The sequence below is a fragment of the Pseudomonas sp. B21-040 genome (assembly GCF_024748695.1).
Classification (GTDB): domain Bacteria; phylum Pseudomonadota; class Gammaproteobacteria; order Pseudomonadales; family Pseudomonadaceae; genus Aquipseudomonas.
This window is the reverse complement of sequence record NZ_CP087176.1, coordinates 5330852-5346409: the sequence shown is the minus strand read 5'-3', so window position 1 is coordinate 5346409 and position 15558 is coordinate 5330852. Positions and strand designations below refer to the sequence as shown.

At 56.6% G+C, this 15558-nt stretch carries 17 protein-coding genes; 8 read left to right on the top strand and 9 right to left on the bottom strand.

The window, feature by feature from the left end; genetic code table 11:
- Window positions 1-71 precede the first annotated feature (71 nt).
- Window positions 72-854, top strand: a complete 783-nt coding sequence (locus LOY55_RS24485) for a PhzF family phenazine biosynthesis protein (protein ID WP_109785022.1) — start codon at window positions 72-74, stop codon at window positions 852-854.
- A 112-nt stretch (window positions 855-966) separates the two neighbouring features.
- Here the strand turns inward: LOY55_RS24485 and LOY55_RS24480 are convergent, their stop codons facing one another.
- Both LOY55_RS24480 and argF read right to left on the bottom strand, forming a co-directional pair.
- The gene (locus tag LOY55_RS24480) at window positions 967-2076 is read right to left on the bottom strand and encodes an ABC transporter ATP-binding protein (RefSeq protein ID WP_223523523.1); all 1110 of its coding nucleotides are present in this window, start codon (window positions 2074-2076) and stop codon (window positions 967-969) included.
- Window positions 2073-2993 carry an ornithine carbamoyltransferase gene (argF, locus tag LOY55_RS24475; RefSeq protein ID WP_223523521.1) on the bottom strand — a complete coding sequence of 307 codons (921 nt, stop codon included), beginning with the start codon at window positions 2991-2993 and terminating at the stop codon, window positions 2073-2075. Before argF ends, LOY55_RS24480 begins: the two co-directional genes overlap by 4 nt.
- Window positions 2994-3400: 407 nt before the next feature.
- Here argF and LOY55_RS24470 point away from each other — a divergent pair, with 407 nt between their 5' ends.
- From LOY55_RS24470 to grxD, 3 genes are all read left to right on the top strand, one after another.
- Window positions 3401-3691, top strand: coding sequence for a hypothetical protein (locus LOY55_RS24470; RefSeq protein WP_046026488.1), 291 nt, complete (start codon window positions 3401-3403; stop codon window positions 3689-3691).
- 134 nt (window positions 3692-3825) lie between these two features.
- Window positions 3826-5934 (top strand): molybdopterin oxidoreductase family protein, encoded by a 2109-nt coding sequence (locus LOY55_RS24465; protein ID WP_223523519.1) that lies wholly within the window; start codon window positions 3826-3828, stop codon window positions 5932-5934.
- Between the two features lie 97 nt (window positions 5935-6031).
- A complete protein-coding gene (grxD, locus tag LOY55_RS24460; RefSeq protein ID WP_007943565.1) occupies window positions 6032-6373 on the top strand; it encodes a Grx4 family monothiol glutaredoxin in 342 nt (113 codons plus the stop codon).
- A 171-nt stretch (window positions 6374-6544) separates the two neighbouring features.
- On the opposite strand, the gene bfr is transcribed toward grxD, so the two are convergent.
- Together bfr and LOY55_RS24450 are read right to left on the bottom strand one after the other, a co-directional pair.
- A complete protein-coding gene (gene bfr, locus LOY55_RS24455; RefSeq protein ID WP_046026484.1) occupies window positions 6545-7021 on the bottom strand; it encodes a bacterioferritin in 477 nt (158 codons plus the stop codon).
- 199 nt (window positions 7022-7220) lie between these two features.
- Window positions 7221-7439: a bacterioferritin-associated ferredoxin gene (locus LOY55_RS24450; protein WP_007943567.1), complete on the bottom strand. Its 219-nt coding sequence runs from the start codon at window positions 7437-7439 to the stop codon at window positions 7221-7223.
- Window positions 7440-7751: 312 nt separating this feature from the next.
- Here LOY55_RS24450 and LOY55_RS24445 point away from each other — a divergent pair, with 312 nt between their 5' ends.
- Window positions 7752-8354, top strand: a complete 603-nt coding sequence (locus LOY55_RS24445; protein WP_046026483.1) for a peroxiredoxin — start codon at window positions 7752-7754, stop codon at window positions 8352-8354.
- A 73-nt stretch (window positions 8355-8427) separates the two neighbouring features.
- Here the strand turns inward: LOY55_RS24445 and rnt are convergent, their stop codons facing one another.
- Window positions 8428-9105 carry a ribonuclease T gene (gene rnt / locus LOY55_RS24440; protein WP_046026482.1) on the bottom strand — a complete coding sequence of 226 codons (678 nt, stop codon included), beginning with the start codon at window positions 9103-9105 and terminating at the stop codon, window positions 8428-8430.
- A complete protein-coding gene (gene pyrC, locus LOY55_RS24435) occupies window positions 9102-10148 on the bottom strand; it encodes a dihydroorotase (RefSeq protein WP_046026481.1) in 1047 nt (348 codons plus the stop codon). The genes rnt and pyrC overlap by 4 nt, the downstream gene beginning before the upstream one ends.
- A gap of 158 nt (window positions 10149-10306) precedes the next feature.
- Between pyrC and LOY55_RS24430 the strand changes: the two genes are divergently transcribed.
- Both LOY55_RS24430 and LOY55_RS24425 read left to right on the top strand, forming a co-directional pair.
- Window positions 10307-11212: an OmpA family protein gene (locus LOY55_RS24430; RefSeq protein WP_223523545.1), complete on the top strand. Its 906-nt coding sequence runs from the start codon at window positions 10307-10309 to the stop codon at window positions 11210-11212.
- 129 nt (window positions 11213-11341) lie between these two features.
- Window positions 11342-12559 (top strand): argininosuccinate synthase, encoded by a 1218-nt coding sequence (locus LOY55_RS24425; protein WP_027922848.1) that lies wholly within the window; start codon window positions 11342-11344, stop codon window positions 12557-12559.
- Window positions 12560-12730: 171 nt separating this feature from the next.
- Here LOY55_RS24425 and LOY55_RS24420 read toward each other — a convergent pair whose 3' ends face one another.
- A complete protein-coding gene (locus LOY55_RS24420) occupies window positions 12731-13312 on the bottom strand; it encodes a hypothetical protein (RefSeq protein WP_258667038.1) in 582 nt (193 codons plus the stop codon).
- A gap of 589 nt (window positions 13313-13901) precedes the next feature.
- Between LOY55_RS24420 and LOY55_RS24415 the strand changes: the two genes are divergently transcribed.
- Window positions 13902-14528, top strand: a complete 627-nt coding sequence (locus LOY55_RS24415) for a response regulator transcription factor (protein ID WP_007943575.1) — start codon at window positions 13902-13904, stop codon at window positions 14526-14528.
- Window positions 14529-14621: 93 nt separating this feature from the next.
- Here the strand turns inward: LOY55_RS24415 and LOY55_RS24410 are convergent, their stop codons facing one another.
- A complete protein-coding gene (locus tag LOY55_RS24410) occupies window positions 14622-14801 on the bottom strand; it encodes a PA3496 family putative envelope integrity protein (RefSeq protein WP_007898493.1) in 180 nt (59 codons plus the stop codon).
- Between the two features lie 107 nt (window positions 14802-14908).
- Window positions 14909-15547, bottom strand: coding sequence for an endonuclease III (gene nth / locus LOY55_RS24405; protein WP_046026478.1), 639 nt, complete (start codon window positions 15545-15547; stop codon window positions 14909-14911).
- Window positions 15548-15558 lie beyond the last annotated feature (11 nt).

Sequence of the window (15558 nt, the reverse complement as noted above, 5' to 3'; positions counted from 1 at the left end):
CAGGCGGCTCTGTCACTGGTGCCGGTTTGCCGGGCGCTGCATGCTCGGCGGCCATACAAGGAGAGACAGTCATGCAGCTTGAGTTTCATCAAGTCGATGCGTTCAGTGATCGACCATTCAGTGGCAACCCGGCGATGGTGTATCGGCTGGATACCTGGCTCGCCGACGAACTGATGCAGAAAATCGCCGCCGAACACAATCTCGCCGAAACCGCTTTCGTGGTGCGTGAAGGACAGCATTGGCACATCCGCTGGTTTACCCCGACGACTGAGGTGCCACTGTGTGGGCATGCGACGCTGGCCAGCGCCTATGTGTTGTTTGAGGTCTATAAAGAGCCGGCCGAGCGTCTGGACTTCATTTGCAAGTCCGGCCCGTTGAGTGTGAGTCGTGACGGCGAGCGCTTGTGGTTGGACTTCCCGGCGATCACGCCCTCAGAAGTGGGTGTCACCCTGGATGTCGAGCGCGCCCTGGGTGTCGAAGTGGTCGATGTGCTGGGTTCAAACGAGTTGTTTGTGGTGTTGGAGTCAGAACAGGCAGTGCTTGATTGCCAGCCGGACATGGTCGCCTTGGCGAAGCTGCCGTGGCCCGGGGCGATTGTGACCGCCAAGGGCAACAAGCATGATTTTGTCTCCCGCTATTTCGCGCCAGCGATTGGCATCAACGAAGACCCGGTGACTGGCTCGACCCATTGCAGCCTGATTCCGTATTGGTCGAAACGGCTGGGTAAAACGAGCCTGACCGCGTATCAGTGTTCGAAACGAGGTGGGGAGTTGTTCTGTCGGTTGGAAGGCGATCGGGTAAAAATCGGCGGGAATGCAACGCTGGTTGCGAGCGGAACGCTGAGATTGGCCTAACGCTGATCTTTGTAGGAGCAAAGCTTGCTCGCGATGAACGATGACGCGGTGCGTCAGCTAAACCGCGGCGATGCTATCGCAAGCAAGCTTTGCTCCTACAGAAGCGGGGGAGTCAGTTGGCGGTGCTGTAGCGGCGCACGCCTGATTCAACGGCAGGAATCTGCGCGGCTGTACTGCCCGCCGCCTGAAACAACACCAGATGCTCAGCCGCAACACGAATGCCGACATCAGCGCCGAGCTGACGATCGACATGGCTGGGGAATATCGATTCCAGCTGCGCCCCGGTCGGCATCTGCAACCGATACAGCGTCGACGCACCCTGGAACGACTTGCCAACAATGCGTGCTTTCAACGAACTGTCCGGCGCGTAGACGATATCGTCCGGACGCAGCAGTACGTCTACCGCGCCGCCCATCGGCCAGGTGTAGGCCCGATTGCCGCGTAGCTCACCCAACTCGGTCTGTACCGATTCCGGGCTGCTGAGTTGGCCACGAATGAAGTAACCCTGGCCAATAAAACTGGCCACGAACGGTGTTTGCGGTTCGTGATAAAGGTTGTAGGGCGTGTCCCATTGTTCCAGGCGACCTTCCTTGAACACGCCGATATGATCGCTCACGGCGAACGCTTCTTCCTGATCGTGGGTCACCAGAATCGCGCTGGTGCCCCGCGCCTTGAGAATGTCGCGCACCTCATGGCTGAGCTTGCGGCGCAGCTCGCCATCGAGGTTGGAAAACGGTTCGTCGAGCAGTAGCAGTTGTGGTTCTGGCGCCAGTGCGCGGGCCAGGGCAACTCGTTGTTGCTGACCGCCGGAAAGCTCGTGCGGGAAACGCTTGCCGAGGTTTTTCAGGTTGACCAGTTCGAGCAGTTCTTCGGTGACACGATCCTTTTGCGGGTGCTTGCGGATTCCGAAGGCGATGTTCTCGGCGACGCTCAAATGCGGAAACAGCGCGTAGTCCTGGAACACCATGCCAATCCGGCGTTTCTCTGGGGCGAGGGTGAAACCGGCGCGGGAGATCGTCTCGCCGGCCAAGGTGATTTCACCTTCGTGCACCGGTTCAAACCCGGCAATCGCCCGCAGGGTGGTGGTCTTTCCGCACCCCGAAGAGCCCAGCAAACAACCGATATCGCCGGCATTCAAATGCAGGTTGAGGTTCTGCACCACGCGTTGATCTTGATAGCCGCAGGCGAGGTTTTTCAGGTTAAGCAGTAATGGCTGGCTCATGCGTGGTGGTACGCCGGCTCGACAAGAAATTCGAGCAGGGCCTTTTGCGCGTGAAGACGGTTTTCCGCCTGGTCCCAAGCCACGGAGCGCTTGTCGTCGAGCAGGTCGACGCTGATTTCTTCGCCGCGGTGGGCCGGCAGGCAATGCATGAACAGCACATCGTCTGCGGCCAGGTCCAGCAGGGCGCGATTGACCTGGTAGGGCGCGAACAGCTTCAAGCGCTTGGCGGTTTCTTCTTCCTGGCCCATGGAGGTCCAGACGTCGGTGCTCACCAGGTGGGCGCCGCGCACGGCGTCCTTTGGATCGCGGACGATCGTCACGCGATCACCGGCCTTGGCCACGAATTCGCGGTTGGGTTCATACCCTTCAGGGCAGGCAATGCGCAGCTGGAAGTCGAACTGGATCGCCGCTTCTATATAGCTGTTGCACATGTTGTTGCCGTCGCCGATCCAGGCCACGGTCTTGCCCTGGATCGAGCCGCGATGTTCGAGGAAGGTTTGCATGTCGGCCAGCAACTGGCACGGGTGCAAGTCATCGGACAGGCCATTGATCACCGGTACGCGGGAGTTGGCGGCGAATTCGGTCAGGGTGCTGTGAGCAAAGGTTCGGATCATCACTGCGTCGAGCATGCTCGACATGACGATCGCGCAGTCACCGATCGGCTCGCCACGGCCCAGTTGGGTGTCGCGCGGCGAAAGGAAGATCGCCTGGCCACCGAGCTGAATCATGCCGGCTTCGAACGAGATCCGGGTGCGGGTCGAGGACTTCTCGAAAATCATCCCCAGGACGCGGTTTTTCAAAGGCTCGAACAGTACGCCGCGGTTACGCAGGTCCTTGAGCTCAACGCCTCGACGGATCACGCTGACCAGCTCTTCGGGCGTGCAATCCATCAGGGAGAGAAAGTGCCTTGCGCTCATCATTGACTACCTTTTTGCTACAAACCGCAGATGCTCAAAGCCTTGTTTAACGGAACAACGGGCGAGACCTGCGGCGTAAGCCGCACGGGGCGACGAAATAGGGGAAGGCGCGATCTTATAATTAAATGTCGCGTCTTACCAATAGGGCTACGGTTTTTATGGGATTTCATAGAGGCTACAGGCTGATCGCCATAGCGCTTTTGAAGCCTTTTTCCTGACAGCAGCCAGCCATTTGTACACCGGGGCTGCGGGGCTTTGCAATCAAGCGGGGCGGGGATGGTGCTGCGGCGGTCGGTTTCTGACCTGACATTCGCAGTAGTTGATGGCACTGTGCCTTTACTGAAACACTTGCTAATGCAAAGTGCTGGGTTATAAATAAGTCACGAGCGACGCAGGAAGCATTCGAAATGGAATCGAAAGAACAGCAGTTGATGGAATTACTCGGCCTCACCGCCCGCTCACTGACTCACCTGACCGCGTCCATGACGTCCATGTCTTTCGAACTGTTGCGCAGCGAAGACGAAGTCACGCGGGCCGCCGGACGACGGATGATCGACCGCATGGCAACCATCAGCTCGGGGCTCGATGAACATTGGCGACTGATTGGCGAGCTCACGGGCGTCTATGTCTCCCAGGAACAGATTGAAACCCTTCAGGAAATCCAGCTGCAGCCCCCGCCCAGGCTGCCGTCGAGTTAATCAGCAGCAGTCATCGGCTGGCCTGATAGTCGGCGATTCACAAGACGAACGTCGCTGGCGCAGTCGCGGGTCTGGCGCCATAGTTTTGTTCCCGCGGCCGCTATTGCCCGCCCAGAACAAGACAGAGACTGGCCATGACCAAGACTCTCCATCACCGTGCGTGCCACCTGTGTGAAGCCATCTGCGGCCTGACCATCGAAACCTCTGAGGTTGAAGGTGGCGGCGTGCAAATCACCTCGATCAAGGGTGACCCGCAAGATACGTTCAGCCGTGGGCATATCTGTCCCAAAGCAGTGGCGCTGCAAGACATACAGAATGATCCGGACCGTCTGCGTCAGCCGATGCTGCGTGTGGGCAGCGAATGGCAGCCTATCGCGTGGGAAGACGCCTTCAATCTCGTAGCCGAACGCCTGGCGGTGATTCAGGAGCGGCACGGGCAGAATGCGGTGGCGGTGTATCAAGGCAATCCCAGCGTGCATAACTACGGGTTGATGACTCATAGCAATTATTTCCTTGGCCTGCTGAAGACCCGCAACCGGTTTTCCGCGACCTCGGTCGACCAGTTGCCGCATCACCTGACCAGCCATTTGATGTACGGCCATGGATTGCTGTTGCCCATCCCGGACATCGATCACACCGATTTCATGCTGATCCTGGGTGGCAACCCGCTGGCCTCCAATGGCAGCATCATGACCGTGCCGGATGTGGAAAAACGCCTGAAGGCGATTCAGGCGCGGGGCGGCAAAGTGGTGGTGGTCGATCCGCGTCGTAGCGAAACGGCAGCGATGGCCGATCAACATTTGTTTGTGCGTCCCGGTGGCGATGCGGCCTTGTTGTTCGGGCTGCTCAATACCTTGTTTACTGAACAGCTGACCCGCGACAGCCATTTGCCGGTGGATGGTCTGGAAGACGTGCGTCAGGCCATCGCCAGCTTCACCGCCGAAGCCATGAGCCCGCTGTGCGCGGTGCCGGCAGAAATGATTCGCCAACTGGCGCGGGATTTTGCGGCGGCGAAGACTGCGGTTTGCTATGGCCGCATGGGCGTCTCGACGCAAGCGTTCGGTACGCTGTGCCATTGGCTGGTGCAATTGATCAATCTGGTCACCGGCAACCTTGACCGGGTCGGTGGCGCACTGTGCACCGAACCGGCGGTGGACTTGGTGGCCTCCACCTCGGGCGGGCACTTCAATCAATGGCAGAGCCGCGTGTCCGGTCGTCCAGAGTACGCCGGTGAGTTGCCGGTGTCGGCGCTCGCCGAAGAAATGCTCACCGAAGGGGAAGGGCAGGTGCGTGCGCTCATCACGGTCGCCGGTAATCCGGTGTTGTCCACGCCCAATGGCCGGCAACTGGAGCAGGCGCTGGACGGTCTGGAGTTCATGGTCAGCGTCGACTTGTACATCAACGAAACCACGCGCTATGCCGACCTGATCCTGCCGTCGACGTCTGCCCTGGAAAACGATCACTACGACACAACGTTCAACATGTTCGCGGTGCGCAACGTGACACGCTTCAATCGCGCGATTCTGGCCAAGCCCGAAGGTGCCCTGCATGACTGGGAGATCTTTGTCGGTCTGGCCAAGGCATTTGCCGCCAGGACCGGCAAGGAACTGAAACCGACCATCGCGCCTGCGCAAATGATCGACCGTGGATTGCGCATGGGGCTGTATGGCGATGCTTCGGCACAGAAACTGTCACTGGCAACCTTGTTCGATCATCCGCATGGGGTGGATTTGGGCGCGCTGAAGTCCAACCTGGCGCCGCGCCTGAAAACCGCCAATCAGCATGTGCAGGCAGCTCCGGCACCGATTCTTGCCGACCTGGCACGTTTCGCCGCGCTGCAAGCACCGGCAGCCGATGAATTGCTGATGATTGGCCGCCGTCATGTGCGCAGCAACAACTCCTGGATGCACAACTATCACCGATTGGTGAAGGGCAAGCCGCGGCATCAATTGCTGATGCACCCGGACGACCTGGCCAGTCGTGGGCTCAATGACGGGCAGCGCGTGCGAGTCAGCTCGCGAGTCGGCATGATCGAAGTGGAAGTGGTCGCCAGCCTGGACATGATGAAAGGCGTGGTCAGCCTGCCTCACGGCTGGGGCCACGCACGGCCGGGTGTGCAGATGACGATCGCCAGCGGTCAACCGGGTTCCAGCGCCAACGATCTGACTGACGAGTGTCAGCTCGACGAGCTGTCGGGGAATGCGGCGTTGAACGGCGTACCGGTGACAGTGGCAGCGGCGTGATCGTGTCTGTCGGGGAGGCCGAGCATGGCGCTCGGGTTTCCGTTACAATGCGCCACCGTGCCGACCTCTGAGTCGGAAAGTTCAGCCGAGGTGCTCCATGGATATCATCGAAACGATTAAAGAGCAGATTGCTAACAACACCATTCTGCTTTACATGAAAGGTTCGCCGAATGCCCCGCAGTGTGGCTTCTCCGCGAAAGCCGCACAGGCCGTGATGGCATGTGGCGAAAAGTTTGCGTACGTGGATATCCTGCAGAACCCGGAAATCCGCGCCAACCTGCCAAAATACGCCAACTGGCCAACCTTCCCGCAACTGTGGGTCGGTGGTGAGCTGGTCGGCGGTAGCGACATCATGACTGAAATGGCTGCTGACGGTTCGTTGCAGACCACGATCAAAGCCGCTGTTGAAGCGGCCGCTGCCAACAAGACCGAAGCTTGATCCGCTCTTTGTAGGAGCCGAGCTTGCTCGCGATACAGGCGCCGCGGTTTAGCAAGAACACCGCGTCATCGTTCATCGCTGGCAAGCCATGCTCCTACAGGGCATAAAAAAGCCCCGCCTCTATAAAAGAGTGCGGGGCTTTTTATTGTCTCGCGTTAAACGGGCGCTAACTTACTCGTCTTCGCCCATCTGCGATTGCAGATAGTTCTCAAGACCGACTTTATCGATCAGGCCCAATTGGGTTTCCAGCCAGTCGATATGTTCTTCTTCGGATTCAAGAATGTCTTCGAGCAGTTCGCGGCTACCGAAGTCGCCAACGGTTTCGCAATGAGCGATAGCGACTTTCAGGTCGGCATGGCCGATGCGTTCAATACGCAGGTCACACTCAAGCATTTCCTTGGTGTGCTCGCCGATGTGCAGCTTGCCCAAGTCCTGGACGTTCGGCAGGCCTTCAAGGAACAGGATGCGCTTGATCAGCTTGTCCGCGTGCTTCATCTCGTCGATGGATTCGTGGTACTCGTGCTTGCCCAGCTTGTTCAGGCCCCAATCTTCGTACATGCGTGCATGCAAAAAGTATTGATTGATTGCGACCAGCTCATTGGCAAGAATTTTGTTGAGATGCTGGATGACTGTAACGTCGCCTTTCATGATGGGATCCTGCCCTAAGTAGCTGTCTATAAAGCAGGAGTTTGAGCCGCGCATGTAAGAGTGTCAAACCTAAGTTATTGAAACTTATATGAAAATTAATCGGAATAAGAATGTTTGTGTTCCGCGTCTAGAGCGTAAGCGGTTGATTTTCAGGCATAAAAAAACCGGACTTTAAGTCCGGTTCTTTGAAATGGGGTATTTACGCGGCAGTAAATTCGACAGGGAAAGGAATGGCTGCCTGGGCCGATTGCAATTTGGTCAGGGTTTCACGCACCACTTCCTTTGCAAGGCAGGCGCATTTGCCGCATTGGCTGGCAACGCCGGTGGCCTGACGGACTTCTTTGTAGCTGCAGCAACCCTCATAGATTGCATCGCGGATTTGACCGTCGGTGACGCCAGTGCAGAGGCAGACATACATAAGTGAAAACCGTCGTTGGTTGTGACTCAATTGCGATGGATCTTAATGTTAACGAGAATGATTGTCAAAGTGCTTTCTGAAAGCTTCACGTTATAAGCGCACGTGACCGACGAACGGTTTTTGCCTGGCAATCTGCCAGTCACTGACATGACGGGAAATTGGACGCTCCTGCAAAATCCGTTGAGGACAGCTCAAATACGCCGTGTATGATGTGCGGTCCTTGCGAAGGGGATCGTGTCACAGGGCTGTCGCCTGAGGGTGGCAGGCTGATGCGAATCCAGTTCTTCACGTTAATAGACCAGGAGATATCCAATGAGCGTACTCGTAGGCAAACAAGCCCCTGACTTCACCGTTCCAGCCGTCCTCGGCAATGGCGAAATCGTAGACAGCTTCACCCTGTCGTCGGCCATCAAAGGCAAATACGGCCTGGTGTTCTTCTACCCACTGGACTTCACCTTCGTTTGCCCGTCCGAGCTGATCGCTCTGGACAACCGCATGGCTGACTTCAAGTCCCGCAACGTTGAAGTGATCGCCGTGTCCATCGACTCGCACTTCACCCACAACGCCTGGCGTAACACCCCGGTAAACAACGGTGGTATCGGCGAAGTTCGTTACACCATGGCTGCCGACATCAAGCACGAGATCGCCAAGGCCTACGACGTTGAGTCCGAAGGCGGCGTGGCTTTCCGTGGCGCGTTCCTGATCGACGACAAAGGCGTTGTCCGTTCGCAGATCATCAACGACCTGCCGCTGGGCCGTAACATCGAAGAGCTGGTCCGTCTGGTCGACGCTCTGCAATTCCACGAAGAGCACGGCGAAGTTTGCCCTGCCAACTGGAAAAAAGGCGACAAAGGCATGACCGCTTCGACCGAAGGCGTTGCGGCTTACCTGACCGAGAACGCTGCTGCGCTGTAAGGCAGGTTCGAGGCATAAAAAAACCGGCCCTTGAGGCCGGTTTTTTTATGCGCGGGATAAACCTGACGACAGATCAGTCGTTGAAGTCTTCCCAGCCGCCCATTTCTTTCCAGCGATTGACGATGCCGCAGAACAGCTCGGCCGTCTTCTCGGTGTCGTAGCGAGCTGAGTGAGCCTCACGACCGTCGAAGTCGATATCCGCCGCCTGGCAAGCCTTGGCCAGTACGGTTTGACCGTAAGCCAGACCGGCAAGGGTGGCGGTGTCGAAGCTGGAGAATGGATGAAACGGGTTACGTTTCATGTCCAGGCGTGCGACCGCTGCGTTGAGGAAGCCCAGGTCAAAGCTGCTGTTGTGCCCAACCAGAATCGCCCGTTTGCAACTGTTGGCTTTCAGGGCCTTGCGGATGCCACGAAAGATATCGGTGAGTGCCGCTTCTTCGCTCACCGCCATGCGCAGCGGATGATCGAGCTTGATCCCGGTGAACTCCAGCGCGGCGGCTTCGATGTTCGCGCCTTCAAACGGCTCTACACGAAAGAAGTAAGTGTGGTCGGGGTACACAAACCCTTTGTCATCCATCGCGATGGTGGTTGCAGCAATTTCCAGCAGGGCATCGGTGGCCGAGTTGAAACCACCGGTTTCTACGTCGACGACAACTGGCAGGTAGCCACGGAATCTGGCTGCCATCGGATGACGAGGACCGCCTCCGCCGCCTTGACCGTCCTGTTCGTCGTCGAAATGGTCTTCACTCACGCGTGTTCCTCCAGCAGGCGCCAGCGCAGTTTTTCACCGGCGCGCAGCGGGATAACAGTCAGCTCGCCAAATGGCAGGCTGGATGGGGCGGTCCACTCTTCACGGACCAAAGTAATGCGGTCGGTGTTCGCTGGCAGGCCATAGAAGCGCGGGCCGTTGAGGCTGGCGAACGCTTCGAGCTTGTCCAGCGCATTGCGCTGTTCGAACGCTTCGGCGTACATCTCGATCGCAGCAAAAGCGGTGTAGCAACCGGCGCAACCGCAAGCGGCTTCTTTGGCGTGCTGGGCGTGTGGCGCCGAGTCGGTGCCGAGGAAGAACTTTTCGCTGCCGCTGGTGGCGGCGTCGAGCAGGGCTTCCTGATGCGTATTGCGCTTGAGGATCGGCAGGCAATAGAAGTGCGGCCGGATTCCGCCCACCAGCATGTGGTTGCGGTTGTACAGCAGGTGATGCGCGGTGATGGTTGCGCCGACGTTGGCCGAAGCCTCGTTGACGAACTGCGCGGCGTCGGCTGTGGTGATGTGTTCGAACACCACTTTGAGCGTCGGGAAACGCTCGACCACACGACGCATGTGCTCATCGATGAAGATTTTTTCGCGGTCGAACACGTCGACATCGCCACGGGTGACTTCGCCGTGAATCAGCAACGGCATCCCGACTTCGGCCATGGCCTCAAGTGCAGGGAAAATCTTGTCGATGCTGGTGACGCCAGAGTCCGAATTTGTGGTCGCGCCGGCCGGGTACAGCTTGGCGGCGTACACGAAACCGCTGGCCTTGGCCTCGCGAATTTCTTCGGGCTGGGTGCGGTCGGTCAGGTAGAGCACCATCAACGGTTCAAAACGACTGCCGGCCGGGCGTGCAGCGAGAATCCGCTGGCGATAGCCGTCGGCTTCAGCGGCGTTGCGCACCGGAGGTACCAGGTTGGGCATGATGATCGCGCGACCAAAGGTGCGCGCGACATCCGCAACGGTATTGGTCAACACGGCACCATCGCGAAGATGAATGTGCCAGTCGTCGGGACGCAGCAGGGTCAGGCGGTCGGACATGAGGGGATTCCAGGCGGGTCAAACTCAGGGGAATGCTACCGGAAAAGACTCTTGCAGGCACTCGCTATCAAGTTTTGCAGGAACGTACCGATATGAACTACGTAGCCGTAAACACGCGTGTGTCGGTCTTTTTGTTGCAGAAGCCAGTGGAGCCTCCCGTGCGCCAGCGTTATTTAGCCTTGCTCAGTGTGTTTGCCAGCCTTCCTGCGATGGCGCTCACTTTCCAGACCCGTCTGGAGAATATTGAGTGGACGGTCGAAGGGGACAAGTTCGAATGTCGCCTGATTCAGCCGATCACCGATTTCGGGGCGGGTGAATTCGTTCGCCGTGCCGGCGAGCAGGCGACGTTTCGTCTGAAAGCCTACAACGCGATGATCGGCGGTGGTTCGGCGACCTTGCTGGCGGCTGCGGCACCCTGGCAACCAGGGCGTGGCGACATCAACCTGGGCTCCGTGCGGATCGGCAGCGGCAACGTGCTGTTCAACAGCTCGCAAGCTCAGGCCGGGCGCTTGATCAGTGGGCTCATCGATGGCCGTAGTCCGGTAGTCCGGCATTCCTCCGGCGATGGCCGGGTGTCGGAAGTGCGTCTGTTGCCGGTCAAGTTCAGCAAGGCATTCAACGACTATCAAGGCTGCGTGGCGAACCTGCTGCCAAAGAATTTCGAACAGGTTAAACAGTCCGAAGTCGGCTTCCCGGGTGAGAGCATCGATCTTGATCCACAGGCCAAGGCCAAGTTGCAGGTGATGCTGGAGTTCATGAAGGCTGATCCGTCGGTCAATCACATTGAGCTCGACGGGCACTCCGACAACAGCGGTAATCGCCTGACCAACCGTGAGCTCTCACGCCGCCGCGCGTTGGCGGTGATGGACTTTTTCAAGGCCAACGGTATCCAGGAGTCGCAGATCACCCTGCGCTTCCACGGCGAGCGTTACCCTGTGGCGCCGAACACCAGTGCCACCAATCGGGCGAAGAATCGCCGGGTCGCGGTACGTCTGGAGCGTGTGGCACCGACCGATAAAGTCGCGCCTCAAATCGCATCAGGCACGCCAGCGGCCACTTCCTGACTTGCCGGTCATCGTCGCGCTCTCGACAGATTCTGTCGCTTCGTCGTCATAAGCTGTCGCGCCTCTGTAAATTGTCCCGTTTGAGCGGTAGACTTCCCGGCTTTCCGTAGAACCCCGTGGAGTGATGGCATGGCGGACGTAAACAAGGTCGTTCTGGCGTATTCCGGCGGCCTGGACACTTCGGTGATCCTCAAGTGGCTGCAGGATACTTATAACTGTGAAGTCGTGACCTTCACCGCTGACCTGGGTCAGGGCGAAGAGGTCGAACCTGCACGCGCCAAGGCACAGGCCATGGGCGTCAAAGAGATCTACATCGACGACTTGCGCGAAGAATTCGTACGCGATTTCGTTTTCCCGATGTTCCGCGCCAACACCGTTTACGAAGGCGAGTACCTGCTGGGTACTTCCATCGCTCGCCCGTTGATCGCCAAACGCCTGATCGAAATCGCCAACGAAACCGGCGCTGACGCCATTTCCCATGGCGCCACCGGCAAGGGTAACGACCAGGTTCGTTTCGAGCTGGGTGCGTACGCCTTGAAGCCAGGCGTGAAAGTGATCGCTCCGTGGCGCGAATGGGACCTGCTGTCGCGTGAAAAGCTGATGGATTACGCTGAAAAGCACAACATCCCGATCGAGCGCCACGGCAAGAAAAAATCCCCGTACTCGATGGATGCCAACCTGCTGCACATCTCCTATGAAGGCGGCGTGCTGGAAGACACCTGGACCGAGCACGAAGAAGACATGTGGAAATGGACCGTCTCCCCGGAGAACGCTCCAGACAAGCCTCAGTACCTGGAACTGACCTACCGTAACGGCGACATCGTTGCACTGGACGGCGTCGAAATGACCCCGGCCACCGTGCTGGCGACCCTGAACCGCATCGGTGGTGAACACGGTATCGGTCGTCTCGACATCGTCGAGAACCGTTACGTGGGCATGAAGTCCCGTGGTTGCTACGAAACCCCGGGCGGCACCATCATGCTGCGCGCCCACCGTGCGATCGAATCGATCACGCTGGACCGTGAAGTGGCTCACCTCAAAGACGAGCTGATGCCGAAATACGCAAGCCTGATCTACACCGGTTACTGGTGGAGCCCTGAGCGTCTGATGCTGCAACAGATGATCGACGCGTCTCAGGCCCACGTGAACGGCGTTGTTCGTCTGAAGCTGTACAAGGGCAACGTGATCGTGACCGGTCGCAAGTCTGACGAATCGTTGTTCGATGCCAACATCGCGACCTTCGAAGAAGACGGCGGCGCTTACAACCAGGCCGACGCGGCGGGCTTCATCAAGCTCAACGCCTTGCGCATGCGCATTGCTGCGAACAAGGGCCGGAAGCTTTTCTGAGCCCGTTGAAGCGGTGATAGAGCTGTGGCCTTGTCGGTGACAAGGCCACAGATCTTAAAAAGGGAGCGTTTCCTGCCGTACATTGTGTATCCAGCTTTCTTCTTGTTACGTGTTCGATGACTTCTGCTTTTACTCTCTCCTGGAGCGTTGTCCTCCTCGGCTATCCGGCGCTCACGCCATAGTCGTCATATCCTGCGAACTCACGTTGTAAGCCACCCAGAACACTGGGCTGTGGCGCTTCTTGGCTTGCCTTGAATACTTGAGCGCACTTTCCTGCAGCAATGCCTCTGAGTCGGTACAGGTGAGAAACACAGTCAACCGTGCAGTGGACCTCTGAGATGGCTGGGCCTCCTCAATCAAGGTGTTGAAGTCCATTTTCTTGCTCATCCTTCTGACATCGACGATGCACAAGCCTCTGAACGATGTCGGTAATCGTACTTGATGCTCGACCAGCAGCTCGGTGGAGTCTGTCGGGGGGACGCGCTCCGGCTTATCTGCGTCGGACATGACCTTTATGAAATGCTTTCCTTTCTCAAAGTCGGAGGGGGCATAGAGTGATCGGTAGTTGAAATTGAGTGTGGCAAAGAATAGCAAGAGCAAATAAAAGGGAAAACTAATAAGGAACCAGATGTAAATCTCGCGCTCTTCATCGTCGAGAAAGGGAAGAGAAATAGCCGCTGATGCTTCAGACAGTGTTGCGAACAAGGCAATGATTGTCATGGGGTTGGTAATTTTTCTTCTGGGTTTCATCATGTTTTATGCTCATAGAATAATAATTTTTCTCGGTTAGTTGGTTTGTTTATTTTGCTGATGTTTGTGGGTTTGTTTTTTTTGTGTGGTTGTTTGTTGTTGTATGTCCTTGGTTTTGGTCGTTGGTGGTTTCTATCGTAGCTGGGTTTGTGGCGGTTTCGGTATGTTTATTGTTCGTATTTGATAAGTGTCAGGCGGTCTTGGTGCTTAAGTGTTGCCGATTGTTTGTTTTTGATAGTGGCTTGAGACAGTAGTTGGGTGTTTAGTGTTAAGGGTCGAAGACTTTTTTCTTGAAATGCCGGATGATTCTTGAGCGTAGTTCAGTTTTTATCATTTGCCGGGGCGTCCGCTCAGGGTTTTTCTACTTTTTTTCGATGTAAATAGATACAAATAAAATTAAAAAAGCAGCACGTTGGCGGGCAGGTTAAATTTCAGACACACAGTATTTGTGCGTTTTTTGTAAGACTTATCCTTCTTGTTTGTAGGGAATGTCTCTCGGTGCAGGTCGCCGAGGGGGGCGGCATGCCATGGATGAAACGACTAGGCTATTGTGCGGGCTCTAAAAATTCGAACAGCGAAATTGGACTTGCCCATGAATAAAGTGCTGATCGTGGATGATCACCCCGTCATTCGTCTTGCGGTACGTATGCTAATGGAGCGCCATGGCTACGAAGTCATTGCAGAAACAGATAACGGCGTGGACGCACTGCAACTTGCCCGCGAACTTATGCCGGATATTGTCATTCTGGATATTGGAATACCGAAGCTGGATGGATTGGAAGTCATTGCGCGACTGACATCGACGGCGATGCCGCTGAAAGTGTTGATACTGACCTCGCAGGCGCCTGGGCATTTCTCCATGCGTTGCATGCAGTCGGGGGCTGCCGGTTATGTTTGCAAACAGCAGGACCTCACTGAATTGCTCAGTGCGATAAAAGCCGTGTTGTCAGGCTACAGTTACTTTCCGAATCAAGCGTTGCATACCGTTCGGTCCAGCCTTGGAAATGCCAGCGAAGCCGATATGGTTGATCGCCTTTCGGGGCGCGAAATGATGGTCTTGCAACAGTTGGCCAGAGGAAAGACAAACAAGGAGATCGCCGATGGAATGTTCCTCAGCAATAAAACCGTCAGTACTTACAAGACCCGGCTGTTGTTAAAACTCAATGCTCGCTCCCTGGTCGATCTGATTGAACTGGCTCAACGCAATGGCTTGGTATAAGTGTCGCTATCATTTGACGAGGTCACGATGAGAGGGCGCTCATCAAGGATTGGCACTTAGTAAAAAGCCTCCGTTTCGGGAGGCTTTTAAGTGCTACAAGTCAAAATCGTAATCGGCCAATTGCTTTTGCAGTCGGCGTTCCTCCAGCAAATTGTCGATGGTGCGACGTTTGCTCAGGTTGGTCTTTGCCACTTCAACCACCGGTTCCGCGTCATCGGCTTCAACGGGTGTGAAGTCGTCTTCTACGTCCAATTGCTCTTTGCCAGTGCTCATAAGGTCAACTCCAGGCTAAGACTGCCTTTGGCGCCCCTTATATCGGCAATCGTCCGGCGGGTAAAAAAGATTTTTTCAATCGATACATCAATATTTTTAATAGTGCCTCAATCGTCTGAGGTCTTGTGCTTGTATTCGCACAAATCCTCGATCCGGCAACTGCCGCAGCGAGGCTTGCGAGCCAGGCACACGTAACGCCCATGCAAGATCAACCAGTGGTGGGAATCGAGCAGGTATTGCCTGGGCACAAACTTCATCAGTTTCTGCTCCACCTCGACCACATTTTTGCCGGGAGCAATGCCGGTGCGATTGCTGACCCGGAAGATGTGGGTGTCCACCGCCATGGTCAGTTGGCGAAAGGCGGTATTGAGCACCACGTTCGCCGTCTTGCGACCGACGCCGGGCAGCGCTTCCAGTTCCTCGCGGGTTTGCGGTACTTCGCCGCCATGGCGCTCCACGAGCAGGCGGCAGGTTTCGATCACGTTTTTCGCTTTGCTGTTAAACAAACCGATGGTCTTGATGTATTGCGACAATCCCTCGACGCCTAACGCGTGGATCGCCGCTGGCGTATTGGCCACTGGATAGAGTTTGGCTGTGGCCTTGTTGACGCCGACATCGGTCGACTGGGCGGAAAGAATCACTGCAATCAGCAATTCAAACGGCGATGAATAAGCCAGTTCAGTCTTCGGCTCCGGATTGTCTTCGTGAAACCGGCGGAAAATTTCCAAACGTTTTGCGGCATTCATGGGCGATGCGT